The organism is Actinokineospora sp. PR83 (genome assembly GCF_021056305.1).
GTDB lineage: Bacteria > Actinomycetota > Actinomycetes > Mycobacteriales > Pseudonocardiaceae > Actinokineospora > Actinokineospora spheciospongiae.
This window is the reverse complement of record NZ_JAJCXD010000060.1, coordinates 1-22,667: the sequence shown is the minus strand read 5'-3', so window position 1 is coordinate 22,667 and position 22,667 is coordinate 1. Positions and strand designations below refer to the sequence as shown.

At 73.9% G+C, this 22,667-nt stretch carries 26 protein-coding genes; 10 read left to right on the top strand and 16 right to left on the bottom strand.

Annotated elements, in window-relative coordinates; all coding sequences use genetic code 11:
* The first annotated feature begins 89 nt into the window (after window positions 1-89).
* Complete coding sequence (locus L6E12_RS20690) at window positions 90-1,511, top strand: PepSY domain-containing protein (RefSeq protein WP_236229576.1); 1,422 nt, start codon at window positions 90-92, stop codon at window positions 1,509-1,511.
* Window positions 1,512-1,570: 59 nt separating this feature from the next.
* Here the strand turns inward: L6E12_RS20690 and L6E12_RS20685 are convergent, their stop codons facing one another.
* Window positions 1,571-2,071 carry a polyadenylate-specific 3'-exoribonuclease AS gene (locus tag L6E12_RS20685; protein WP_236229575.1) on the bottom strand — a complete coding sequence of 167 codons (501 nt, stop codon included), beginning with the start codon at window positions 2,069-2,071 and terminating at the stop codon, window positions 1,571-1,573.
* Window positions 2,072-2,084: 13 nt separating this feature from the next.
* Window positions 2,085-2,828: a 1-acyl-sn-glycerol-3-phosphate acyltransferase gene (locus tag L6E12_RS20680; protein ID WP_236229574.1), complete on the bottom strand. Its 744-nt coding sequence runs from the start codon at window positions 2,826-2,828 to the stop codon at window positions 2,085-2,087.
* Window positions 2,829-3,065: 237 nt separating this feature from the next.
* Between L6E12_RS20680 and L6E12_RS20675 the strand changes: the two genes are divergently transcribed.
* The 3 genes from L6E12_RS20675 to L6E12_RS20665 all read left to right on the top strand — a co-directional run bounded on the left by L6E12_RS20675 (window position 3,066) and on the right by L6E12_RS20665 (window position 4,681).
* Window positions 3,066-3,833 (top strand): carboxylesterase, encoded by a 768-nt coding sequence (locus tag L6E12_RS20675; RefSeq protein ID WP_236229573.1) that lies wholly within the window; start codon window positions 3,066-3,068, stop codon window positions 3,831-3,833.
* Window positions 3,830-4,303, top strand: coding sequence for a hypothetical protein (locus tag L6E12_RS20670; RefSeq protein WP_236229572.1), 474 nt, complete (start codon window positions 3,830-3,832; stop codon window positions 4,301-4,303). The genes L6E12_RS20675 and L6E12_RS20670 overlap by 4 nt, the downstream gene beginning before the upstream one ends.
* 189 nt (window positions 4,304-4,492) lie before the next feature.
* A complete protein-coding gene (locus L6E12_RS20665) occupies window positions 4,493-4,681 on the top strand; it encodes a hypothetical protein (RefSeq protein WP_236229571.1) in 189 nt (62 codons plus the stop codon).
* Window positions 4,682-4,820: 139 nt separating this feature from the next.
* On the opposite strand, the gene L6E12_RS20660 is transcribed toward L6E12_RS20665, so the two are convergent.
* From L6E12_RS20660 to L6E12_RS20630, 7 genes are all read right to left on the bottom strand, one after another.
* Window positions 4,821-5,714 carry an IS982 family transposase gene (locus L6E12_RS20660; RefSeq protein WP_236229570.1) on the bottom strand — a complete coding sequence of 298 codons (894 nt, stop codon included), beginning with the start codon at window positions 5,712-5,714 and terminating at the stop codon, window positions 4,821-4,823.
* A 411-nt stretch (window positions 5,715-6,125) separates the two neighbouring features.
* Window positions 6,126-7,067: an ROK family protein gene (locus L6E12_RS20655; RefSeq protein WP_236229569.1), complete on the bottom strand. Its 942-nt coding sequence runs from the start codon at window positions 7,065-7,067 to the stop codon at window positions 6,126-6,128.
* Complete coding sequence (locus L6E12_RS20650) at window positions 7,064-7,444, bottom strand: hypothetical protein (RefSeq protein ID WP_236229568.1); 381 nt, start codon at window positions 7,442-7,444, stop codon at window positions 7,064-7,066. The genes L6E12_RS20655 and L6E12_RS20650 overlap by 4 nt, the downstream gene beginning before the upstream one ends.
* Window positions 7,441-8,625 carry an ArsA family ATPase gene (locus L6E12_RS20645; protein ID WP_236229567.1) on the bottom strand — a complete coding sequence of 395 codons (1,185 nt, stop codon included), beginning with the start codon at window positions 8,623-8,625 and terminating at the stop codon, window positions 7,441-7,443. Before L6E12_RS20645 ends, L6E12_RS20650 begins: the two co-directional genes overlap by 4 nt.
* Before the next feature lie 10 nt (window positions 8,626-8,635).
* Window positions 8,636-9,073: an SRPBCC family protein gene (locus L6E12_RS20640; RefSeq protein WP_236229566.1), complete on the bottom strand. Its 438-nt coding sequence runs from the start codon at window positions 9,071-9,073 to the stop codon at window positions 8,636-8,638.
* A gap of 52 nt (window positions 9,074-9,125) precedes the next feature.
* A complete protein-coding gene (locus tag L6E12_RS20635) occupies window positions 9,126-9,914 on the bottom strand; it encodes a metallophosphoesterase (protein ID WP_236229565.1) in 789 nt (262 codons plus the stop codon).
* A 9-nt stretch (window positions 9,915-9,923) separates the two neighbouring features.
* On the bottom strand, window positions 9,924-10,304 hold the full coding sequence (locus L6E12_RS20630; RefSeq protein ID WP_236229564.1) for a polyketide cyclase / dehydrase and lipid transport: 381 nt from the start codon (window positions 10,302-10,304) through the stop codon (window positions 9,924-9,926).
* Window positions 10,305-10,400: 96 nt separating this feature from the next.
* Here L6E12_RS20630 and L6E12_RS20625 point away from each other — a divergent pair, with 96 nt between their 5' ends.
* From L6E12_RS20625 to L6E12_RS20605, 5 genes are all read left to right on the top strand, one after another.
* Complete coding sequence (locus L6E12_RS20625; RefSeq protein ID WP_236229563.1) at window positions 10,401-12,221, top strand: long-chain fatty acid--CoA ligase; 1,821 nt, start codon at window positions 10,401-10,403, stop codon at window positions 12,219-12,221.
* A 121-nt stretch (window positions 12,222-12,342) separates the two neighbouring features.
* Window positions 12,343-12,771 (top strand): type VII secretion target, encoded by a 429-nt coding sequence (locus L6E12_RS20620; protein ID WP_236229562.1) that lies wholly within the window; start codon window positions 12,343-12,345, stop codon window positions 12,769-12,771.
* Between the two features lie 9 nt (window positions 12,772-12,780).
* Window positions 12,781-13,866: a CHAP domain-containing protein gene (locus L6E12_RS20615; protein ID WP_236229561.1), complete on the top strand. Its 1,086-nt coding sequence runs from the start codon at window positions 12,781-12,783 to the stop codon at window positions 13,864-13,866.
* Window positions 13,863-14,150: a YbaB/EbfC family DNA-binding protein gene (locus tag L6E12_RS20610; RefSeq protein ID WP_236229560.1), complete on the top strand. Its 288-nt coding sequence runs from the start codon at window positions 13,863-13,865 to the stop codon at window positions 14,148-14,150. Before L6E12_RS20615 ends, L6E12_RS20610 begins: the two co-directional genes overlap by 4 nt.
* Window positions 14,147-14,581, top strand: a complete 435-nt coding sequence (locus L6E12_RS20605) for a hypothetical protein (RefSeq protein ID WP_236229559.1) — start codon at window positions 14,147-14,149, stop codon at window positions 14,579-14,581. Before L6E12_RS20610 ends, L6E12_RS20605 begins: the two co-directional genes overlap by 4 nt.
* A gap of 33 nt (window positions 14,582-14,614) precedes the next feature.
* Here the strand turns inward: L6E12_RS20605 and L6E12_RS20600 are convergent, their stop codons facing one another.
* Complete coding sequence (locus L6E12_RS20600; protein ID WP_236229618.1) at window positions 14,615-15,496, bottom strand: NAD(P)-dependent oxidoreductase; 882 nt, start codon at window positions 15,494-15,496, stop codon at window positions 14,615-14,617.
* A gap of 94 nt (window positions 15,497-15,590) precedes the next feature.
* Between L6E12_RS20600 and L6E12_RS20595 the strand changes: the two genes are divergently transcribed.
* Complete coding sequence (locus tag L6E12_RS20595) at window positions 15,591-15,941, top strand: helix-turn-helix domain-containing protein (RefSeq protein WP_308075098.1); 351 nt, start codon at window positions 15,591-15,593, stop codon at window positions 15,939-15,941.
* A 15-nt stretch (window positions 15,942-15,956) separates the two neighbouring features.
* On the opposite strand, the gene L6E12_RS20590 is transcribed toward L6E12_RS20595, so the two are convergent.
* The 6 genes from L6E12_RS20590 to L6E12_RS20565 form a co-directional block, all read right to left on the bottom strand.
* Window positions 15,957-17,105: a glycosyltransferase family 4 protein gene (locus L6E12_RS20590; protein WP_236229558.1), complete on the bottom strand. Its 1,149-nt coding sequence runs from the start codon at window positions 17,103-17,105 to the stop codon at window positions 15,957-15,959.
* Window positions 17,106-17,122: 17 nt separating this feature from the next.
* Complete coding sequence (locus tag L6E12_RS20585) at window positions 17,123-18,463, bottom strand: hypothetical protein (protein WP_236229557.1); 1,341 nt, start codon at window positions 18,461-18,463, stop codon at window positions 17,123-17,125.
* Between the two features lie 117 nt (window positions 18,464-18,580).
* Entirely contained in the window at window positions 18,581-19,612 is a 1,032-nt protein-coding gene (locus L6E12_RS20580; RefSeq protein ID WP_236229556.1) for a C40 family peptidase, read from the bottom strand.
* 483 nt (window positions 19,613-20,095) lie between these two features.
* A complete protein-coding gene (locus tag L6E12_RS20575) occupies window positions 20,096-20,284 on the bottom strand; it encodes a hypothetical protein (protein WP_374201918.1) in 189 nt (62 codons plus the stop codon).
* A 120-nt stretch (window positions 20,285-20,404) separates the two neighbouring features.
* Entirely contained in the window at window positions 20,405-22,198 is a 1,794-nt protein-coding gene (locus L6E12_RS20570; RefSeq protein ID WP_236229555.1) for a D-alanyl-D-alanine carboxypeptidase family protein, read from the bottom strand.
* Window positions 22,199-22,252: 54 nt separating this feature from the next.
* The coding region (locus tag L6E12_RS20565) for an NYN domain-containing protein (RefSeq protein ID WP_236229554.1) at window positions 22,253-22,667 on the bottom strand (415 nt) is incomplete at its 5' end.

Sequence of the window (22,667 nt, the reverse complement as noted above, 5' to 3'; positions counted from 1 at the left end):
GCCCGGCGGCCCGCCACACCCGCCGCCGGGCCGTCCTTTCGGCTCATCAGGGCCCTTCGGCTCAACTCTCCACGAGAAAGGGTCCGGCGATGACCCGTGCGCGCTCCACGCGGACCGCGGTCCTCCTGCTCTCCCGCAGAGTGCACTACCTCGCGGGTCTGGCCATCGCCCCCTTCCTGTTCCTCCTGGCGCTCACCGGCCTCTGCTACGCCTGCGCCCCCCAGCTCAGCAACACCCTCTACGCGAACCAGCTTTTCGTCCACGACGCCTCCCGCGAACCCGTCCCCCTGAGCACCCAGGTGCGCGCGGCGCTGGCGGCCCACCCGCAGGACTCGGTCCGGCAGGTGACCGTCTTCGAGGACCCCGAGCGCACCACGCAGGTGGTCCTGGCCGACCCGGGCATCCCGGAGCCCCGGGCGCTGGCGGTGCACGTGGACCCGTACACGGCGGTCGTCACCGGCGACTACCCCACCGTCGACGGCCGCGCCCCGGTCCAGGCGTGGCTGGGCCAGTTGCACACCAACCTGCACCTGGGCGAACCCGGCAGGCTGTACGCGGAGTTCGCCGTGAGCTGGCTGCCCGCGGTGATGCTGTTCGGCGTCCTGCTCTGGGTGCTGGGCCCCAAGAAGCGCAGGCAGCGGTTGAGGGCGACCAACCCGAAGATCCGCATCCGCGCCTGGCACGGGCTGCTGGGCGTGGTGGTCGTGGTCGGCCTGCTGGTCATCAACTTCTCCGGCCTGACCCGGGCCATGACCGCGGGCGAGCGCGTCCAGACCGCCCTGGGCACCAAACCGGGAGCGGTGGTCCACCAGGACGTCGTCCCCGGCTCCCCCGGCCCGGTGGACCTCGACACCATCGTGCGCGTCGCCCACGACTCCGGTCTCACCGGCGACCTGACCCTCACCCCGCCGCGCGCCTACGACGAACCGTTCAAGGTGGCCGAGTCCTCGCCGGGGCTCCCCATACGCAAGGGCGTCGTCCTCATCGACCAGTACCGGGGCGTGGCGGTAGGGGTCCAGCACTTCGCGGACTACCCACTCGCAGGCCAATTGCGACTGCTGGCGGTGGCCGCCCACCACGGTCTGCTGTTCGGGGTGGCCAACCAGCTTCTGCTGATCTTCCTGGCGCTGGCGATCCTGGCCGTGCTCGCCATGGGCTACCGGATGTGGCGCCAGCGCAAACCCGCCCCCGCGCCACCGAGGGCGCTGGCGAAGCTGCCCAAGCACGTCCTGGTGCCGCTGGTGCTGGTGTGCGCCCTGTTGGGGTGGCTGCTGCCGGTCTTCGGCGTCACCCTGGTCGCGTTCCTCCTGTGGGACGCCCTGCGCGAAGCGGGGCGCAAGAGCCGCACCCACAAGCCCAGGCGCAGGAGAGCGGCCCACGCGCTGCCGAAGGGGCAGCGGAGCAGCCCCTCCCTGCCCGTGGTCACCGGAACCCGCCGCCGCACCCCGACGCCGCCGCACCCGCAACGCCGGGAAACCAAGCAGGACCGCCGGGTGAGCACGCCCGCGTAGAGCTCCGACTTCTCGGCGCGGCAGCCGGAAACGCACTCCCGGAAACGCTCAGCGGGAGATCACGCCATCTTCTTGCGCCACACCTCGTCGATCACGCGCCACCGCGACAGGTTGTGCCGGGCGTCGGCCAGCGCGTCGTGCGCGTCCGCCGGGGCGGTGGGCAGCGCGGGCTTGCCCACGTCCTCCCACCGCTGCCGCAGGTCGCGGGTGAACCGCGGCAGCACCCTGGGCAGCGCGGGCATCGCGCCCCAGAGCTGCCCCAGCGCCACGTGGTCGTAGGCGGCGAACCACGCCCACAGCTCGACCTTGTCCCGCGCGTGCGGCGGGGTGAGGAACTCCAGCAGCGTCCGCCGGATCTCCTCCCGGCCCCGCCACGCCTTGTCCGCGGGCGACGGGAGCTTGTCCAGCACGTTCGCCCGCACCCACGGCCCGGCCTTGGCCGGGTCGAACTCGGTGGACACCGCGTAGTACTCGCGGCCGTCCTCGTCCACGACACCGATCGACACCAGGTCGATGGTCAGCCCGTCCTCGATGAACTCGGTGTCGTAGAAGAAACGCATCCGCCCAGCCTAGTCAGCCCGCCTCGGTCTCCGGCACGCGGTCGACGGTCCGCGCGGACCCCTGCTCGGGGATCTCCACCGCCGCGGGGCGCTCCTTGGCCTTGGCGGCGTAGACGTCCACGTACTCCTGCCCGGACAGCTCCATCAGGGCGTACATGACCTCGTCGGTGATCGAGCGCTCGACGAACCGGTCGCCCTCCAGGCCCTCGTAGCGGGAGAAGTCCAGCGGCTTGCCGACCTTGATCCGGATGGGGGTGGGCTTCCACATCTTCGACCCGATCGGGTTGGCCTTGTCGGTGCCGATCATGATGACCGGGATCACCGGCACACCCGCCTGCAACGCGATCCGGGCGATGCCGGTCTTGCCCTTGTACAGGCGCCCGTCCGGCGACCGGGTGCCCTCGGGGTAGATCCCCATGAGCTTCCCCTCGCGCAGCAGCCGCACCCCCGTGTCCAGGGCGGCCTGCGCGGCGGAGCCGCCGGAGCGGTCGATGGGGATCTGGCCCATGCCGGTGAAGAACCAGCGCTTGAACCGGCCCTTGAGCCCGCCCTCGGTGAAGTACTCCATCTTCGCCGGGAACGTCACCCGCCGGTCGACCATCAGCGGCAGGAAGAACGAGTCGGACACGGCGAGGTGGTTGCTGGCCAGCAGCGCCCCGCCCTCGGCCGGGATGTTCTCCGCCCCCTCGATCCTGGGCCGGAAGAACAGGTGCAGCAGCGGTCCCAGAAAGACGTGCTTCATCCACCAGTACAGCACCAGTTCTCCCGTTCTCCGTCAATCCCCGACTGATCGATCCCCCATCACGAGCGTACGAACGCGCCCTGACGCGCACAACGACACGTGCACCACGTAACGCCGAACACCACCGACGAGATGCCCAGGTCATCGGAGCACACGACGGCGGGATACCCGACGTGGCCGTGCGCACACCCGCCCGTGTTCGTGCGACGATGGCCACAGCCCATGCTCGCCAGGCTGATCTTAGGAGGCGGGGTGCCCGCGATCGCAGGTGCGGAGAGTTTCACCCACGATGGTTCCACGGACGTCGGCGTGCTGCTCAGCCACGGCTTCACCGGATCACCGTTCAGCATGCGCCCCTGGGCCGACCACCTGGTCGCCGAGGGGTACAGCGTGCGGCTGCCGCTGCTGCCCGGCCACGGCACCGACTGGCGCGAGATGAACCGCACCGGGTGGCCGCAGTGGTACGGGGAGCTGGAGTCCGCGCTGGCGGACCTGCGCGCGCGGTGCGACACCGTGTTCGTGTTCGGCCTGTCGATGGGCGGCGCGCTGGCCCTGCGGCTGGCCCAGGAGCACCCCGACGTCGCCGGGCTGGCCCTGGTGAACCCGTCGGTGATGACGCTGCGCAAAGAGGTGAAGTTCGTCCCGCTGCTGTCGCGGGTCGTGCGGTCCGTGGCGCCCATCAGCGACGACATCGCCAAGCCGGGCGTGAGTGAGCACGCCTACGGGCGGACCCCATTGCGCGCGCTCGCCAGCCTCGCCAAGCTATGGGGGACGGTGCGCCGGGACCTGCCGAAGGTCACCCAACCGGTGCTGGTGCTGCACTCGGCGGTCGACCACGTGGTCGAGCCCGAGAACTCGGCCATCGTGCTCGCCGAGGTCTCCAGCACCGACGTCACCGAGGTCGTGCTGGACAACAGCCACCACGTGGCCACGCTGGACCACGACGCGCCGGTCATCTTCGCCCGGAGCGTCGAGTTCATCCGGCGGGTGCGTGCCGAGCGGGCGGGGGATCGGGTGTGAAGGGACGGCCCGGCGACGGTCCCGAGGACGTGGACGCCGCCTTCGCGGAGATCGTCGCCGACCTGCGGCGCGAGGGCGTGGGCCTGTCCCTGCCCTCCGAGGCCGAGGTCAAGCGCGACCGGTCCGAGGGGGGCGACGAACCCGCCGCCGCCCCACCGCCACCACCGCCGTCACCGCCGGTGGCCTCGACGTGGCGCAACCACGAGACGGACATCGACTGGGCGAACGACAACGCCGACGAGCACTACGAACCCCCGGAACCACCGCCGCTGCCCCGACCGCACGGGCTGACCATCGCGGCGTTCGTGGCGATCGCGGCCGGGGTGGCGCTGCTGGTGCTGGCCGCGACCGTGCTGCCGACGGCGTGGACGCCGGTGGGGCTGATGTGCGTGGCGCTGGGCGTGGGGACGCTGCTGATGCGGGCGCGGAAGACGCCCCGGGACGACGGGGACAGCGGCGCGCAGGTCTGAGGGGGCTGCTGCCCGTTCGTGGCAGGGCGGGCATCGGGCTGCTGGGCTTGAGCGGGGCTGTGGCTCGCAGCGGGCGATGAGAGGCTGAGCTGGACAGCTCCGGCACACCAGTCGTGGTCGGCGGCAAGGGCTCGGACTGCGTGCCGGGACCGCGCTTGCGGCATTGGTCAAAGCAAAGGCTCGGCCTGGGTGGCCATGGCAGACCGGTTGCTCGCGGCAACGGTCAAGAACAAGAGCCCGACCTGGATGGCCATGGCACACCAGCCGCTCGCGGCAACGGTCAAGAACAAGAGCCCGACCTGGATGGCCATGGCACACCAGCCGCTCGCGGCAACGGTCAAGAACAAGAGCCCGACCTGGATGGCCGTGATCATTTAACTCTTCGATCCCGGCGTCAAGGGCGCTTCGCGTCGGCTTCGCCGATGGCCTACGGCCACCCTTGACACCGGGATCGAAGAGCTAACGACGGCCAGGACAAGTTCGGGCCCCTCCCCTAGACGAGTAATGCGTAACTCGGTCAGTGGTCATAGGCGGTCAGAGACCGGGTGATGGGCTGGCTGGTGGCGCGGTTGTGCCAGATGGCGGCGGTGAGGGCCAGGAGGCTTTGGGCGATGCGGACTCCGACGCCCTCGATGGTGCGTCCGCCGTGCTGTTCCAGGTTCAACTGGCCTTTGAGCGTGTCATTGACCGACTCGATGAGCTGGCGGACGGACTTGAGCAGCGGCTCGCCGGGATGCGGGGTCCGGTTGCGGTAGGAAGGTCGGATCAGCCGGACGCCGCGCTCGGCGAGGTAGTGGTCGAGTTCGCGGGAGACATAGCCCTTGTCGGCGATGATCAGCAGTCCGGGGCGTTCGGTGAGCAGGTGGGGTTCGTGGTCGCAGATCGCCATGAGCACCTGCCGCTCGTCGATCTTCGGATCGGCCAACGCCCAGGTGAGCGGCAACCCGGCGGGGGTGCAGACCAGGTGCAGCCGCAGTCCCCAGAACCAGCGGGAGTGGGATCGACAGAAGCCGTATTTCGCCCAACCGGCCAACTCCGAGCGCTTTACGGTGGGCAGGGAGCGGCCGCATTCGACCGGGGTGGAGTCGACGATCCAGGTGCTGTCGGTCCATAGGTCGGTGTCCGCCGCCAACATGCGCATGACCTCCTTGACCAGCGGTAATGCGGCGCGCAGGCGGCGGTTGTAGCCCGACTGGCCCGGCAGGTGGCGGAACGCGCCGGGCATCCGGACGGGCAGGAACCGCAGCCACCGGGCCTCGGAGGTGAACCCCAGCAGCGCCTGACCCACGGCCAGGGTCACCAACTCCGCGTCGGTCAGCTTCGGCGGTCTGCCCATCCGCCACCTACCGGCGAGGTGATCGTCGATCTTGACGTAGAGTGCGGTGAGAAGGGTGTTCAGGTCGGTCGTCACAAACTGATCTTGAACACCCTTCGTCCGTCTCCGGACACCACCCCCACTTACGCATTACTCGTCTAGGCCATGGGGGCTTCGCTCGTGGGGGGCAGGTGGCTCGTGGCGTGGTGGCGGTGCCTCGGGTTCAGTGCGGCCATGGGCGCCGGACGTACGGGGGCTGCGCTTTCAGGTGGGCCTGGCGTTCCTCGCTCTCCGGCCCCCACCGCACCCACACCCCACCGCACCCACACCCCACCGCACCCACACCCCACCGCACCCACACCCCACCGCACCCACACCCCACCGCACCCACACCCCACCGCACCCAGGGGGCCGTGCCCAGGTCCATTCTACCGGCGGAGGGCGTCGGGCAAGGAGATGTGGATCTTGCCTGTGGACAACCGGACGGGCTGTGGATGGCTCAGGGGTTCACGAATGGGTGGCGGCGAGGGTCGCCGCGCCGATCAGGCCCGCGTCGTCGGCGTGGTGGGCGGTGCGGAGGCGCAGCGGGGGGCGGTGGCCGGCTCCGGTGATCAGGTGGTGGTAGCGGTCCCTCGCCTCGTCCAGGAAGAGGGGGGCCGATTCGGAGAGGCCGCCGCCCAGGACGACCAGTTCCGGGTCGTAGACGTCGGCGACCAGGGAGAGGCCGGTGGCCAGCCAGCCTGCCAGGGCGGACATGGCGGCGGTGGCGACCGGGTCGCCCTCGCGGGCGGCGGCGGCGACCGCGCGGCCGGTGATGGCGCCGGGGTCGCGGGCGGCTTCCCGCGACAGGATGGGCGAGTGGGTGCCCGCCCTGGCCAGCAGGTCCGTCGCGGTGGCGGCGAGGGCGGTCCCGCTGCAGTAGCGCTCCCAGCAGCCCGACTTGCCGCACTCGCAGGGGCGACCGCCGGGGACCAGGCACAGGTGGCCCAGTTCGGGGGCCACGCCGTGGGCACCGCGGTACAGCTCGCCGTCCACCAGCAGGGCCGCGCCGATGCCGGTGCCGAGGGCCAGCAGGAGGCCGACCCCGACGCCGCGCAGGGCGCCGAAGCGGTGCTCGGCCAGGCCCGCCGCGTTGGCGTCGTGTTCGAGGACGACCGGCAGGCCCAGGCGGGCGGAGATGCGGTCGGCGACGGGGGCCGAGCGCCAGGCCAGGTGGGGTGCGAACAGGACCGTGCGGCGGTCGTTGGCGATGAAACCCGCGACCGCGAGGCCGACGGCGCTCACCCGGTGCCTGCCCAGCAGTTCCGACACGACAGCGCAGATGGCGTCCTCCAGCGCCGCCTCACCGGGTGGGGTGGTGCCGCGGGCGGTGTCCAGGACGGTTCCGTGCTCGTCGACCACCCCGGCGCGGACGCTGGTGCCGCCGACGTCGACGCCGATGGTCCTCACCTGGGGGCGGGTGCCTTCCGGCGGACCGGGATGTGCTGGACCCTGGTCGAGGTCGGGCGCGGTGGCGGGTCCGGGCGGAAGCCGGGCATGTGCGGGGCGCCGGGTTCCCACCGGTCGGCGAGGACCGCCCGCAGCAGGGCGACCACGTCGGCCAGGCGGTCCAGGGTGGCGGCGGCCAGGGCGTTCGGTTCGCCGCGGATCAGGGCCAGGAAGGCGCAGACCGGGCACGACGTGCACGACCCGGCGGGCGGCTCGTGCTCGTCGTGGGTGCTGGTGGACACCCGGTCGAGCCACGGGCCCGCGCGGTCGGCGACGGCGGCGAGCAGCAGGGTGACCTCGTCGGCCAGTCGGCTGCCGGGGTCCTGGGCGGTGGTCACGGGTGCTCCTCCCCCGCCTCGGTGGTCTGGGCGAACCGCAGGACCAGGCCGGTGGCACCCGCCTCGGCGTCGACGACCGAGCGGCGGCGCAGCAGCGGCGGGAGGGCGACGAGCCTGCGGGTGCCGTCCACGGTGACGGCGAGGTCGTCGCCGACCCGGGCCAGGTCGAGGTCGGCGTGGTCGGTGAGCGGGAGGGCGATCGTCAGCAGCAGGTCGTCGCCGTCCGCGGTGACGTCGAGCAGCGGGGTGCCCGGCGGGGCGCCGATGGCGAGCGGGTCGGCCTCCCCGTAGAGGTCGTCGGCCACGGCCAGGAGGGCGGCAGGGCCGACGGGTTCGGCCGCGCGGTGTTCGACCCGGTGCACGGTCAGGGTGCAGGAGGCCTCCAGTTCGGCGAGCACCCCGTCCTGCTCGCCGCGGCGCACCCGCAGCCAGGACGCCGCCGGGCCGCGCCAGCGGCTGGCCCTGGGCACCAGGCGGTTGGCGACCAGGGCGTCGACGTGCACGCCGCGCAGGGCGAGGGCGCCGAGGGTGCGCCGGGTCTCGGCCACGACGAGGCGCTCCGGGGTCAGCACCAGGCGCACGGACGTCGTCGTCGGGTCGGTCAGCAGGGCGCGCAGGCCGGACAGGTGCCGGGCCAGGGCGCGGATGGAGTCGGTGGCCGCACGGGCCTCGCCGCCGAGCAGGCCGCCTGCGAGCACGCCCCTGGCGCCGCCGAAGGCGCGGTCGAGGTACCCGGCGACCGCCTCGGGCAGCGACAGCAGGCGCAGCGTCTCGGCGGTGGGGCCGCAGTCGACGACCACGACCTCCCACGGGCCCGCCTGGGCGAGGCGGGCGACCTCGGTGAGGGCGAGCAGTTCGTCGACCCCCGGCAGGACCGTCAGCTCCTCGGCGTCGAGGGCGTCGAGGCCGGTGCGGGCCAGCAGGGTGCGCAGGGCGATGCGCAGCTCGGGCCAGGAGCGGTCGGCGAGCACCCTGGCGTCGACGTGCGCGGCGAACAGCGCCGCGTCCACTTCGGAGGGTTCCGGGCCCAGCGGGGTGGCGTAGGCGTCCGCCAGCGAGTGCGCCGGGTCGGTGGACACGACCAGCGTCTTGGTGCCGCGGGCGGCGAGCCGGGCCGCGGTGGCGGCGGCGAGGGTCGTCTTGCCGACGCCGCCCTTGCCGGTGAACAGGAGGATCCGCACTGGCCGCCGCTCAGCCCCGCTCGACGCGGCGCTTGAGCTCCTTGAGCGCGGTGTCCATGATCATCTTCTCCGCCTTGCGCCGGAACAGGCCGATCATCGGCACCGCGAGCTGCACCGACAGGGTGTAGACCACCTCAGTGGACCCGCCGTGCGGGCGGAGCACGTAGCTGCCCTTCTGCGCGCGCTGCATCTGCCCCTCGACCAGCGACCAGCTCACGCTCAGGCCGTCGTCGGCCCAGTCGTAGCCGAGGGTGTACTCGTCCTTGAACGGGCCCGCGTCGAGGGTGAACGCCACCTCCGCGCCGCGGCCCCGCGCGTCGGTGGACCGGACCTCGGCGCTCTTGACCGCGTTGGCCCACTGCGGGTACGCCGCGAAGTCCGCGATCACCGCCATGATCGCCTCCGCGGGCGCGTCGACGGTGATGGACTGGGTGGACTCATCGGCCATGCTGGGAGGCTACCCGGTCAGCGCGACCCCGGCCGGAGGCTGTCCACAACACTCACCAGCGCAACACGTACGGGCGACCGGTCCGCTGGAAGTGGCCCACGTTCACACATTCCGTGCGCCCGAACCGCAGCCGCGGCGCCAGCGGCTGGTGCACGTGCCCGAACAGCGCCAGCCGCGGCCGCTGCTCGCGGATCAGTCCCACCAGCGCCGCCGACCCCAGTTCCGCGCGCCGGGCCACCACGTCGTAGGTCAGCTCGGGCAGGTCCGGCGGCACGTGCGTGCACAGCACGTCGACCTCGTCGAGCTTCGCCACCGACGTGCCGAAGTCCTCCTGGCTGCGCAGGTACGCCCGGAACGCCCCGCCGCGGCGGGGCTCGACGCCCTCGGGCAGCACGGTCCCGCCGACGAAGCCGAACCGCAGCCCGCCCAGCTCGGCCACCTCGCCGTCGAGCATCCGCAGGCCGTCGCGGGCGAACTCCGGCCACAGGTCCGGGGTGTCGACGTTGCCGGGGGTGGCGTAGGTGGGCACGGTCATCGCCGCGAACAGCTCCGCGTACTGCTCGCGGATCGCCTCGTCGACGCGGGACCCCGGGTCGACCAGCCCCGCCCACAGCTCCCTGGCGTAGGTGGTGGCGGCGAGGTGCGAGCGCTCGCGGCGCAGGTCGGCGTAGACGCCGACCTTCTCCGCGCCGAAGATGCGGCCCATGATCCCGCCGCCGTGGTCGTGGTAGTCGACGAAGTCGATCAGGTCACCGAGCACGACCAGCGCGTCGGCGCCGTCGCAGGCGCGGGCCAGCGCCTCGGCGTTGCCGTGCACGTCGGACACCACATGAACACGCACGGGCCAACCCTACGCGGGGACCGGGGCGGTCCCCGGCGCACGACCGTCCTCCAGGGCGGCCTTGAGGCCGAGCGCGACCGACTTGGCGGTCACCTGGCGGGCGTGCCGCTCCTTCTGCGCGACGCGGGGGGCGACGGGCTCGGGCGGGTCGGCGCGCAGGAAGTAGTGCACGACGGTGCCGTCGAGGACCTGCTCCAGCCAGACCTCCATGGTGCCGGTCAGCGCCCCGCGCACGGTCCAGCGCAACCCCTCGGCACCGCGGTCGGCGTAGACCTGAAGCACCAGGTCGGGCCAGAACCGGCGCCACGCGGCCGGGTCGGCGAAGGCGGCGGCCACGGTCCGCGGCGGCGCCACGATGAAGGTCTCGTCCAGGACGTCGACTTGGGGCACCGGGCCAGCTTCGCACGGGGCCGGGTGTGCCCCCACCCGGGGCGGGTCTAGGTTTGGGTGCGCAGTTTCCCAGGCCAGGGCTCAGGGGAGGTCCGCGTGCGGGAGTCGGGTGTTCCCGCGACCGAGGTGGTCGCCGAGCAGGAGAGCCTCGCCGACATGGTGTGGGCCAACGCCGAGCGCTTCGCCGACGTGATCGGGTTCCGGCGCCGCGTCGACGGCTCCTGGCTCGACGTCACCACCAGGGACTTCGCCGCGCAGGTGCTCGCGCTGGCCAAGGGCCTCGTCGCCGCCGGGCTGGCCCCCGGCGACCGGGTCGCGCTGCTGTCGCGGGTGCGCTACGAGTGGACGCTGGTCGACCTGGCGGTGTGGGCGGCGGGCTGCGTCGCCGTGGCGGTGCCGGAGACCTCCTCGGCCGAGCAGGTGGCCTGGCTGCTGCGCGACAGCGGCGCCAGGGCGGTGGTGGTCGAGGACGACGAGCACCGGCGGGTGGTGGAGGGCGTCGTCGACCGGCTCCCCGAGCTGACCCGGGTGTGGCGGGTGGACCCCGGCCCGGACGAGGTGCCCGCGGAGTCCGCGCCCGCGCTGGACGAGCTGGTAGCACTCGGTGCCGGGGTGCCGGACGCGGAGGTGCACCGGCGCAGGCTCGCGGTGGGCTCGGCGGACCTGGCGGCCGTGGCCTACACGGCGGGCACCACCGGTCGCCCCAAGGGCGTGGAGCTGACCCACCGGGCGCTGCTGACGCAGGTGCGCGCCCTGGTCGGCGCCTTTCCCTCGCTGCTGCGCCCGGGGAACTCGATGCTCCAGTCGCTGTCGCAGGCCGCGGTGCCCGCCCGGGTGGTGACGCTGGCCTGCGTCTACACCAGGACCACGCTCGGGCACCTGCCCGACAGCGGGGACCACGCCTCGGACCTGGCCACCTTCCGGCCGACGTTCGTCGCGGCCACGCCCAGGGTGTTCGAGCGGGTGCGCGCCACGGCCCGGCGGCGGGCGGCGGCGCACGACCGGGCGGGCCTGTTCGACCTGGCCGAGGGCGTCGCCGTGCGGTACTCGGTGGCGCTGTCCACGGGCGGGGCGTCCACGGCGCTGCGGGCGCGGCGGCTGCTGGCGGCCCGGGTGCTGGGCCGGGAGCTGCACGCGGAGCTGGGCGGGCGGTGCGTGGCGGCGCTGTGCCACGGCGGCGCGCTGGACGCCCGGCTGGCCCACTTCTTCCGCGGCGCGGGCATCCCGGTGCACTCCGGCTACGGGCTGACCGAGTCGGCGGGCCTGGTGTGCGTGAACACCGAGTCCCGGTTCCGCGCGGGCACGGTGGGCAGGCCGCTGCCCGGGGTCGACGTCCGGATCGACGAGCCGGTGGACGGGGTGGGCGAGGTGCTGCTGCGCGGCGACGCCCTGTTCCGCGGCTACTGGCGCGACGAGGCCGCCACCGCGGAGGCGCTGGTCGACGGCTGGCTGCACACCGGTGACCTGGGCTCGCTCGACGCGGACGGCTACCTGCGGATCAGCGGCAGGCGCCGGGACGCGATCACCACCGCCGACGGCCGCGCGCTGGTCCCGAGCGCCCTGGAGGACCGGGTGCGGCGCGACTCGCTGGTCTCGCACTGCGTGGTGCTCGGCGACCGGCCGCCGCACGTGGTCGCGCTGATCACCGTCGCCGAGGCCGGGCTGGCCGACTGGGCCGCGCGCGCGGGCAGGGCCGAGGTCGACGTGGCGACCGACCCGGACCTGCGGGCGGCGCTGCGGCGCACCGTGGAGGCGGCCAACCGGACCGTGTCCCGGGCGGCGTCCATCACCGCGTTCGCCGTGCTGGCCGGGGACTTCACCGAGGCGGCGGGCGAGCTGACCCCGACGGGCACCCCGCGCCGGGACGTGATCGCCAAGACCCGCGCCGACGACCTGGCAGCGCTGCACCGGCACTGACGCCGTGGGGCCCGTCCATCTGTGCAGTGCGTGTGACCGGGCGTGCAGCGCCCCTGGTCGCCACCCCGGCGCGGGCGCGATGGTGTGCCCGGGCCCGGAGGGGGCCGGAGCGGAGGCGGGGATGGACGAGCGCGAGCTGGCCGAGCTGATCAGCCGGGAGCTGGGCAAGGACGACAAGAAGCCCCGGGACAGGGACAGGGGCCGCGACGGCAAGCCCGGTGGTTCCCGCCCGACCGGGGGCTTCGAGGTCGACGCGGTCGCGCTCGACAAGTACGCCCGCGACACCGCCGCCCTGGCCGGGCAGCTGCGCAAGGCGGCCCGCGCGGAGGTGGGCTCCATCCGGGGCATCGCCGACGACAGCTTCGGCCGGATCGGCCGGGACTCCGGGTTCACCACCGCGCTCACCGGCTTCGCCGCCGCGCTGCGCGCCCAGGTCGACGGCGTGGCCGACAACGCGGCGAAACTGGGCCGGGCGACCGGCAGGACCGCGGACGCCTACCAGCACGAGGACGACGGGATCGCGGCCGACTTCACCAGGCTGCTGGGTTAGGGGGACACGATGGACACCACCAGGATCGCCCGGCAGTTCGCCGAGCAGATGGTCGAGCACCGCAACCGGCTCGCGGGCAAGGCCGAGGACGCCCAGCGCGCCCACGCCGCCCTGGAAGCCACGCACAAGCTGCTGGCCGAACACCACGGCGGCCACAGGTCCGCCGCCGAGGCCGCGTCCGCGCAGTGGTCGGGCAAGACCGCCGACGGCTTCGACAAGCGCGCCCACCGGGTCACCCGGTCCCTCGGCGCCACCGGCTCCGCCGCCGCGGAGGGCGCCACGATCGTCGCCTCGACCGCGCAGGCCCTCGACGGCGGGCACGGCGCGGTGGTGCGGCTGCTCGACGAGTACACGACCAAGGCGGCGCGCACCCTCGACGCCGGGCTCGCGGTCACCGGGGCCGGGCAGCGCGCGGCGATCATCAAGGCCGTCGGCGAGGTCGCCGACCTGGTCCGCGCCTACACCGGCGAGTCGGCCAAGCAGCTCGCCGCCGTGAAGGCGCAGATGACCGACGCGGCCAGGAAGCTCAAGGCCCTGGAGAAGTCCGTCGAGCACGACGGCTACGCGGACCCGAAGGCCAGGCACAAGACCGCTCCCGCCGCGACCGGGAAGTCCGCGGCGGGCAAGAAGCCGGACCGCGACGACAGCAAGCCCGACCGCGGCTCCACCAAGGCCAACGGGAAGGGACACGAGATCACCACCATCGCCCGGTCGCAACTGGGCTACCGCGAGGGCGCGGGCAACGCGAACAAGTACGGCCCCAGCGCCGCTTGGTGCTCCTCCTTCGCCACCTGGGCTTGGCGCAAGGCCGGGGTGAACATCCCGCTGCTGCCCTTCACCGGCGATGTCTACAGGTGGGGCCAGCAGCACGGCACCGCCTACGGCAAGGGCTCGCTGGACCAGGCCCGGCCGGGCGACGTGCTGCTGTTCGGCACCGGCCCGCAGAGCCCGTCGACCAGCACCCACATCGGCATCGTGGAGAAGGTCGAGGGCAACACCGTCACGATGATCGAGGGCAACTCCGGCGACCAGGTCGCCCGCCGCACCCACACCCTGTCCTCGTCCACCTTCTACGGCGGGGTGCACCCGAAGTGACCACCACCGGTTCCGCGCACACGCGCGACGTCGAGGTCACGGTCTTCCCCGGCGGCGCGCTGGCCGGGCTGCGGATCGACGCCCCCGCCCTGCGCCGGGGCGGCCCCGCCCTCGCCGAAACCCTCCTCGGGCTCGTCCGCCGCGCCACCGCCGAGGCCGACCAGCGGGCCCGGCACGCGTTCGCCCTGGACACCGCCGCCGCGAACGCCCTCGGCCTCACCGGCGACACCGACCTGACCGAGGCCGTCGAGGCCACCACCCCCGACTCGTGGAGGCTGCGGTGAACGACCTGTCGACCGACGACCTGCTCGCCCTGGCCGAAGACCTCGACGCCCGCACCCGCGACCTCCCGGCCCGCCTCGCCGCCGTCACCGGTCGGGCCGGTGGCAGGCACGGCATCGAGGTGACGGTGACCATGTCGGGCATGCTCATCGCCCTGGACCTCGGCGAAGCCTGCCGCCACCTGACGGCACCCGAACTGACGCACGAACTGGAAACCCTGATACACCAGGCAACCGACACCGCCCTGGCGGCGGGCGTGGACCTCGTCTCCCCCGTCGCGGGCCCGGAACTGACCGCGGAACTCCAGCGGCTGACCGCGCCACCCGACCGGGCACCGTCCACAGAGAACAACACCCAAGAGAACATCGTGGACAGTCGAGAAACGGGGCCGGAGGAAGACTTCTCCGCACAAACCTTCGCCCTGCGCGACTAGCCCTGCCCTCAAGTCACGCACCCGGAACAACCCCTAACGCGAGGCAGTCAACAGCTCGACAACGCCCGTGGTGTCCTCGTCCCCGTGCCCGCCTGCCAACCGCGCGCGCATCAGGTCGAAGTACGGCAGCAGCAGGTCCGGGCGCACCCCCTGCTCGGCGGCGGTGTCCAGCAGGGCGGCGTTCCCGGCCACCTGCATCGCCAACGAGGACACCACACCACGGCGGTAGTCGCCGGACTCCAGTTGGTCGGCGGCCTTGTGCGCCGTGCCCGCCATCGCGGTGAGCCAGTCGACCAGCAGCGGCGCCAGTTCGGTCGGCCGCACACCGCTGCCGCGGATCAGCGCGAACGCGTGCAGGATGCCCGCGACCATCCCGTTCATGGCGCTGAGCAGTGCCACGTCGTGCAGTGCCGCCGCACCCGGGTCGACGCCCACGAACCGCGCGCCCAACGGCACCTCCAGCACGCCGCGGTGCGCCTCGAACACCTCCGCGGAACCGCTGTAGAACACGTGCCCGTCCCCGGAGCCGACCATGGGCGGAACGGCCATCACCCCGGCGTCGAGGAACCGGGCGCCGCGCAGGTTCGCGGCGTCGGCCTGGGCGCGGGCCCGCGCGGGGGTGGAGGTGGTCAGGTTCACCAGGTCCCGGCCCGCGAGGTCGACCCCGGCGAGGACCCCGGTCACCGAGGCGTCGTCGAGCAGGCAGACGACCACGAGCCGGTGGGCCGCCACCGCCTCGGCCGCGGTGCGCGCGGTGGTGGTGCCCGGTGGGGCGGGGCGCGGGGTGCGGTTCCACGCGGTCACCGGGTGGCCCGCGGCCACCCAGGCGCGGGCGAGCGCGGTACCCATCGCACCGAGGCCGAGCAGTGCCAAGCCGGTGGGGTCGGCGCTCGGCGCCGTGGGGTTGTCGGTCATGGTCACTGGACTCGGGGTGGGGGCAGCGGATCATCAAGTACGCACTCGGAAGTGCGTGCGCACCCCGGGGGAAGCGACCAGGTGAGGGGGACCGGTGGCGGTCACGGGCAGGGCGGGCAGCAGGCCGGGGGCCCACGTCTGCGGCATCGACGCGGCGATCGGCCTGATCGGCGGCAAGTGGAAGGTGTTGATCCTCTGGGAGCTGCACGACCGCACGGCCCGCTTCGGCGAACTGCGGCGCGGCATCCCCGGGGTCACCGAGAAGGTGCTCACCGCCCAGCTGCGCGAGCTGGAGGTCGACGGCATCGTCCACCGCCGGGTCCACGACGAGGTCCCGCCGCGGGTGGAGTACTCCCTGACGCCCAGGGGCCGGTCGCTCAACGAGGCGCTGGGGCCGCTGGGCGCCTGGGGGAGGCGGAACCTGCTCGGCGGCGCCGGCGACTGAGCGCCCGGCCGGGGCTCAGGCGCCGAAGCGGTAGGTCGTCTCGCCGTCCAGCAGGCGGGTGAGGCGGCGGGTCCTGGTGTCCCAGCTCCACTCCTTCTCCATCCACGCCCGCCCCGCCGCGCCCATGGCGGCGGCGCGCTCCGGGTCGGCGAGCAGTTCGGCCACCCGCTCGGCGAGCCTCTCGACCGCGCGGCCGTCGACGACGTGGCCGGTCTCGCCCTCCAGGACCGCTTCGGGGGCACCGCCGGAGTCGCCCGCGACGACGGGGAGGCTGGTGGCGGCGGCCTCCAGGAACACGATGCCCAGCGCCTCCACGTCCAGGCCGCGGCCGTGGGTGCGGCAGGGCATCGCGAACACGTCGCCCGCGGTGTAGTGCGCGGGCAGCTCCGCCCAGGACACCGACCCGGTGAACACGACGTGCCCGGACACGCCCACCTGCTCGGCCAGCGCCGCCAGCCGGGCGCGGTACGGGCCGCCGCCGACCAGCAGCAGCACCGCGTCGGGCACCCGGCGGCGGATGGCGGGCAGGGCCCGGATCAGCGAGTCCTGGCCCTTGCGCGGCATCAGCCGGGACACGCACACCACGGTGGGCCGGTCGCCGAGGCCGTGCCGGGCGCGGATCTCGGCGCGGGCGGCGGGGTCGGGGCGGTACAGGTCGGTGTCGACCCCGGAGGGCAGCAGCTCCAGGGCTGCGGCGCGGCCGAACGCGGCGGCGAACCGGTCGCGGGTGTAGCGGCTGACGTAGGTGACCACGTCGGTGGTGGACCCGATGCGGCGCAGCGCCTGCCGGGCCGCGGGCAGCATCGACCAGCCCACCTCGTGGCCGTGGGTGCTGGCCACCACCCGGCGCGCCCCGGCCGCGCGCAGCGCCGGGGCGAGCAGCGCCAGCGGGGCGGCGGCGCCGAACCACACCGTGTCGCAGCCCTCCGCGCGCAGCACCTGCCGGGCCCGGCGGGCGACGGCGGGGGTGGGCAGCATCAGACCGCCGGGGTGGCGGACCACGGTGAACGGCTGGGCGGCGTCGAACTCCTCGTGCCCGCGCCACGCCGGGGCGTAGACCACCAGTTCGCGGCCGGGCAGCCGGGAGGCGAACGAGTGGAGGTAGGTCTGGATGCCGCCCGGCCTGGGCGGGAAGTCATTGGTCACCAGCAGGGTCCTGCGCACCGACCCAATCTAGGGGTTCAGCGCAGCGCGTCGCGCAGGTAGTCCTGCCAGGCGCGCAGCAGCCCGCCCCGGTCCAGTCCGATCGCCCCGCGCAGCAGCTCGTCGGTCTCCCCCGCCGACACCGGGCCCGCGCCCGCGAGGCTGCGGTAGAGCTGCACCAGCTCGCGCTCGCCGAACCGGTCGGCGACGAACCGGGCGATCGACCAGGACCGCTGGTAGGCCAGGTCCAGGTCCCGCTCGCGGAAGTCGCGGTCCTGCGGCAGCGCCCGCGGCAGCCCACCCGCGCGCACCGAGCGGGCCAGGTCGGGGGCGCCCTGGGCGAGGCCGAGGCCGCTCTCCCGGTAGCCGACGTAGTCCGCGAAGCCCTCCAGCAGCCACATCGGCGACCCGTCGACGGTGTCCACCCGGGCCGCGACGTGGGTGATCTCGTGCCGCAGCACCACCCGCAGCGAGGCGATCGACAGCGCCCGCGACCCGGTGGGGCTCAGCACGACCCGCTGCCCGGTGGCGGTGCGGCGCGCGGTGTCGACCCGGTCGGCGACGGCCACCGCCACCACCGACTCCACCGGGAAGTCCGGGCCGACCAGTGCGCGCATCTCCGCGGGGCTGTCCGGCAGCAGCAGCGCCACCCGGCGCGGCCACCGGTCGCCCCAGACCCGGCCGACCGCCTCGACCGCCGGGTCCAGTTCGCGGACGAGCCGGTCGACCATCGCCTGGTTGCCGGGGTGGGCCAGGACCAGCCCGTTGGCCGCCGGGGCGACCACGACCGGGCCGAAGTCCCACGGGCCGCGCCAGGTGCGCCTGCCCAGCTCGCCCAGCGCGGTGTCCGAGCGCAGGAACCACTGCTCGCCGCGGCGGACGAACAGGTAGCCAAGGGACCGGTCGGTCGGGGTCGGGTCGATGCCGCGCAGCGCGTAGTGCAGTTCCACGGCGGGCGCCCACTGCTCGGTCGCGGTGGGGTCGGCGGCGGGCGCGGTCAGGCTGCCCAGGTCCAGGGAGTCCTCGGCGCGCACCGTGTACGACCAGGCGTCCAGCGGCACGGCGGCCAGGTTGGTGAAGTACTCCTGCTGCGCGGCCAGGAACGCCGGTTCGGCGGCCGGGTCGAGGGTGGCGGTGAAGGCGGCCTGGTCGCGGCGCAGCAGCGCGTCGGCCCGCCTGCCCAGCAGCTCGGCGACGGCGTCGGCGCGGCGGGCGTCGGCGGCGCCCGCGGCGGGCTGCACGGCCCCCATGGGCCTGCCCTGGCCCGCCTGCCCGTGCTGGTCGGCGGGGTGCTCGGGCAGTGCGACGACGGTGACGCCGAACAGGGCGGTCGCGGCCACCGCCGCGGCCAGCCAGCCCCGCACCCGCTCCCTGCGCACGTGGCGATCGTAGGGGAGAACGGGGAGAACGCAGCCGGGACCGGAGCCAACAGGCCCCGGTCCCGGTCGGTGCTCACCCGGCTGAGCGCAGCAGCCGGGGGTCGATCAGCGGTGTTGTCACCCCACGATGCGCTTGGCACCCAGGTAGTCGCGGCCGCCGCCTTCGATGGAGTCGGTCTTCACCGGCACCCCGGAGGTGGAGGCGTGCACGATCTTGCCGCCGCCGATGTACATCGCGACGTGGTGGATCGAGCCGACGCTGCCGCCGTAGAACAGCAGGTCACCGGGCTGCAGCTCGCTGCGCGAGACCGACCTGCCGTAGCCGTACTGCGCGCGGCTGGAGTGCGGCAGGCTGATGCCCGCCGCCCGGTAGGCGTAGAGCACCAGACCGGAGCAGTCGAAGCTGCCCGGGCCCTCGGCACCCCACACGTACGGCTTGCCGCGCTGCGCGAGCGCGACATCCATGGCCCTGCCCGCGGCACCGGAGCCGGAGGGCGCCAGGTACACGCCGTCGTCGACCGGGCCGACCAGGTCGGACTTGTCCTTGGCCGAGAGCCTGGTGCGGGCCTGCTCCAGGGTGGTGAGCTGGGCCCTGAGGTCCTGCTGGGTCTTGCTGATGTCCGCGGTGAGCTTCTCCGCGGCGGCCTTGGCCTCCGCGGCGCGGCGCTGGCCGTCCTCGGCGAGCTTGCGCGCGTCCGTGGCGGTGGCGACGGCCCTGGTGTACTTGTCCAGGGCGTCCTGGTTGTCGCTGGCCAGCACGTTGAGCGCAGAAGCGCGCTCCAGGAAGTCGTCGGCCGAGGAGCCGGTGAGCAGCGCGGAGATCTTGTTGAACCGGGCGCCCTGGAAGGAGGCGCTGGCCAGCGCGTCGACCTGGCCGCGGAACTGCTCTTCGAGCGCCTTGGCCTGCTTCTCCGTCTCCGCGGCCATGGCCACGTCGGCGTTGGCCTTGTCGAAGTCGGCGTTGCGGGCCTGCAGGTCGACCTGGGCCTTGAGCAGGTCCTCGTTCACCTGCTCCGCGCGCTTGGCGACGTCGTTGTACTGCTGCAGCGCCTCCGAGGCCGTGGTCGGCGGGGCGGGGGGCTGCGCGGGTTGGGCCAGAGCGGGGGTCGGGGAGAAGGTCACGACGGCTACGACCGCCGCGACGCTCATGGCGCCACGCACTGCACGTTTGAGTCGATGCGACGACACAGTCGCGCGTACTCCTTCGTCCGTCTTACCGCCGACGGGCCGCCGGTGCCGGGCCTGGAGATCGCACCCAGTCCTGTCGGGGGCGAGCGGGATTGCCGCTCACTTCCGAATCACTCGACGACCCCACCGTGGGGGAATCCGGTCCGGCCCACGAGCGGGTCGGATCGGCGGCGATCTCGCGTGCCACCCTCGGGGTGGGTGGCTTGCCGCCACGAGATCTCGGACAGGTTACGAAAAGTAGGACCGGCCGTCCACCAGCTAGGCGGAAAAACAGGTGTGGGTGGCTCGAAAACACCAACGGAGCAGTGAGGATTGCACCCTGTGACGACGCCTACACCTGCACCACTCGTAAGCGTGAACCGTTCGGCGACAGAACCGACCACTCGGCGCGCGCGAGTTTCCCGCGCCGCGTTCGGGTCCGCCCCGGGGGCCGCGCGGGCCGGTTCAGGCCGATTTCTCGATCGGGATCAGGCGCAGCCTCGGCACCATGCCCGCCTCCGCCAGGGCGTCGATCGCCAGCTGTTCCGCGGCGTCCAACTCCAGCCCGGGCGGCGGCCCCAGCAGCACGCTGACCACACATTCCTTGCACGCGTCGCCGCGGACCTCGCAGCTGTCGCAGTCGATGAGCATCATCGCCCCTTCCGGTGCTTTTGATCTCCTGTCGACGACACTAGGCAAGGGGTACGACACTTTTCGCTCACCCGTTCGAAAAACTCTTCCGACCTGCGGGCGAACAGGAGGTGACAGCGGCTTTCAGGCCCCGGTGAATTCCCAGTGCCAGGGCTCTTCGCGGCCCCGGCCCGGTTGTGCCCACTGCGGGTTCGACCACCCGAACAGCGGCGCGTTGGCCACCATCCACGCGTACTGCGCCGACCCGAACGACTGGATGCCGCCGCACAGGTCGACCGCCAGCCCCCAGCCGTGGTTGCTGGTGCCCGGGACCGCCGCCAGCGCGGGTTTCACCTGGTAGAGGCGCACCTGGGCGGCGAAGGAGCGGTAGGAGTCGGTGATGCACACCGGGCCGCCGAACCGCGCCGCGTAGGCCGAGGACAGCGCCTGGTAGGCCTGCGCGGCGTCGCAGCGCAGCAGGTGCGACGCGGACCCGATCAGGCACAGCGCGGCGGGCGGGATCAGGCCGTTGGGGTAGCCGCCCCAGGCGCCCGCCGCCTCGCCCGCGCCCCGGGCAGGCACCTGCACACCGCCGCAGCGCCAGGTCAGGCCGCCGTCGGTGGCCTGCGGCACCGGCTGCGCGGGCCGCTGGAGCAGGGTCGGCCTGCCGACGCCGAGCACGGTGTCGCCGCCGGGCAGGTCCTGCACCACCACCCCGGCGAGCCGGGCGTCGGCGGTGAGCACGGTCCGGCCGTCGAGCACGATCCCCACGCCCTGCACCCCGAGCCGGGCGGGGCCGAGGAACACCACGTCGCCGGGCTGGGCGTCCGCGGGGGCGACCGGCGCGAGCACGCCCATCTGCTCCCCCGCCGACCCGGGCAGGGTGATCCCGCCCGCGGCGAACGCCGAGCGCACCAGCCCGTCGCAGGAGTAGGCCGTGGGCCCCTCCCCGCCCCTGCCGGGCACGTACGGCCTGCCCAGGGCGGCCACCGCGGCGTCGACCGCGCCGACGGCCTCGGCGGGCAGCACGAGCAGCCGCTCCCCCGACGCCGGCACCGCCTGGGCGACCCCGGCCTGCGGTGCGCCACCCGACCCGGCGAGCGGGGTCAGACCGGCGGGCAGCCGCGCCGGGTCGCGCAGGGCCGCGGCCCGGGGCGGGGTGATCCCGGCGGCGGCGAGCCGGTCGGTGTAGACCTTCCAGTTGGCCGCGGTCTTGTCGTTGCGCTCCTTCTGGGCCTTCTGCTGGGCGACCACGGCGGCGTTGGTGTCGTCGACCTGCCCGCGCAGCTCCGAGGACACCGCGGCGGCCCGGTTCGACGCGTCGTCGCTGCTGCGGTCGAGGTCGGCCTTGCGGTCGGCCGCCGAGCGCTCGGCGCCCACGGCGGACTCCTCCGCGCGCTGCGCCGCCTGCTGCCTGCGGACCGAGGCCGCCAGCCGGGAGTCCTGGTCGGCCCGGATGCGGCCGATCAGGTCGTTGCCGCGCAGGTAGTCCTCCGGGCTGGTGGCGGTGAGCAGCATCTGCACCGAGCTGGGCTGCGCCAGCGCGGCGTAGAGGGCCTTGGAGTACTCGTCGACCTCGCCCTGCTGGGCGGCGACGACCCGATCGGCCTCGGCGCGCTCGGCGCGGGCGGCGGTCACCCGCTCGGTGGCGGCGGCCAGGTCCCGCTCGGCGCCGTGCAGCCGGTCGGACAGGTCGGCCAGCTCGCGCTGCACGTCGGTGGCGGTGCGCTGCAACTCGGCGACCCTGGGGTCGGCGAACGCCTCGCCGGGCCTGGGGTCGGGCACCGGCGCCCCGGGGGCGACCCCGGCCTCCACCTGCGGTGGGTCCGACGGCGCCGGGGGCTGCTGGGCCGCGACCGGGCGCACCAGCACCGCCGCCGCCAACAGCACCCCCAGCCCGACCGCCCCGGAACCCCGGCCGAACACCCTGCTGCGCACTCCCCCGACCCTCCCTGTCCCAGCCGCCCGGCTCCCGCGGGCCCGGCGGCGCTGTCAGACCCGGCCGAGCCGCATCAGCAGCACGGCCGAGGGCACCGTGTAGGCGCCCCGGTCGCGCACCGCGTCCGCGACGGCCTTGTCCGAGGTGACCACGACCAGCGGTCTGCCCCGCGGCTCGTCGGCCACCAGCGACCGGATGACGTCGTCGGCGAGGACTCCCGGGTCGCTGAACATGACCCGGACCCCGCGCGGCTTCGCCACCGGGACGACGACGACCCCCGCCCCGTCGAAAACGAGCGTGACCTCCGCGGAGGTGCGCGCGGCGAGCGCCGAGAGCTGCCGGATGAGCCGTTCGCGCTGGTCGGCGAGGGAAAGATCGGAGTAACCGGTTTTGGTGACGTTGTAACCGTCGACGATCAGGTGGACCGCGCGCAGCGCCAGCAGCCGCTCCAGGTGCACCGGGTCGTCG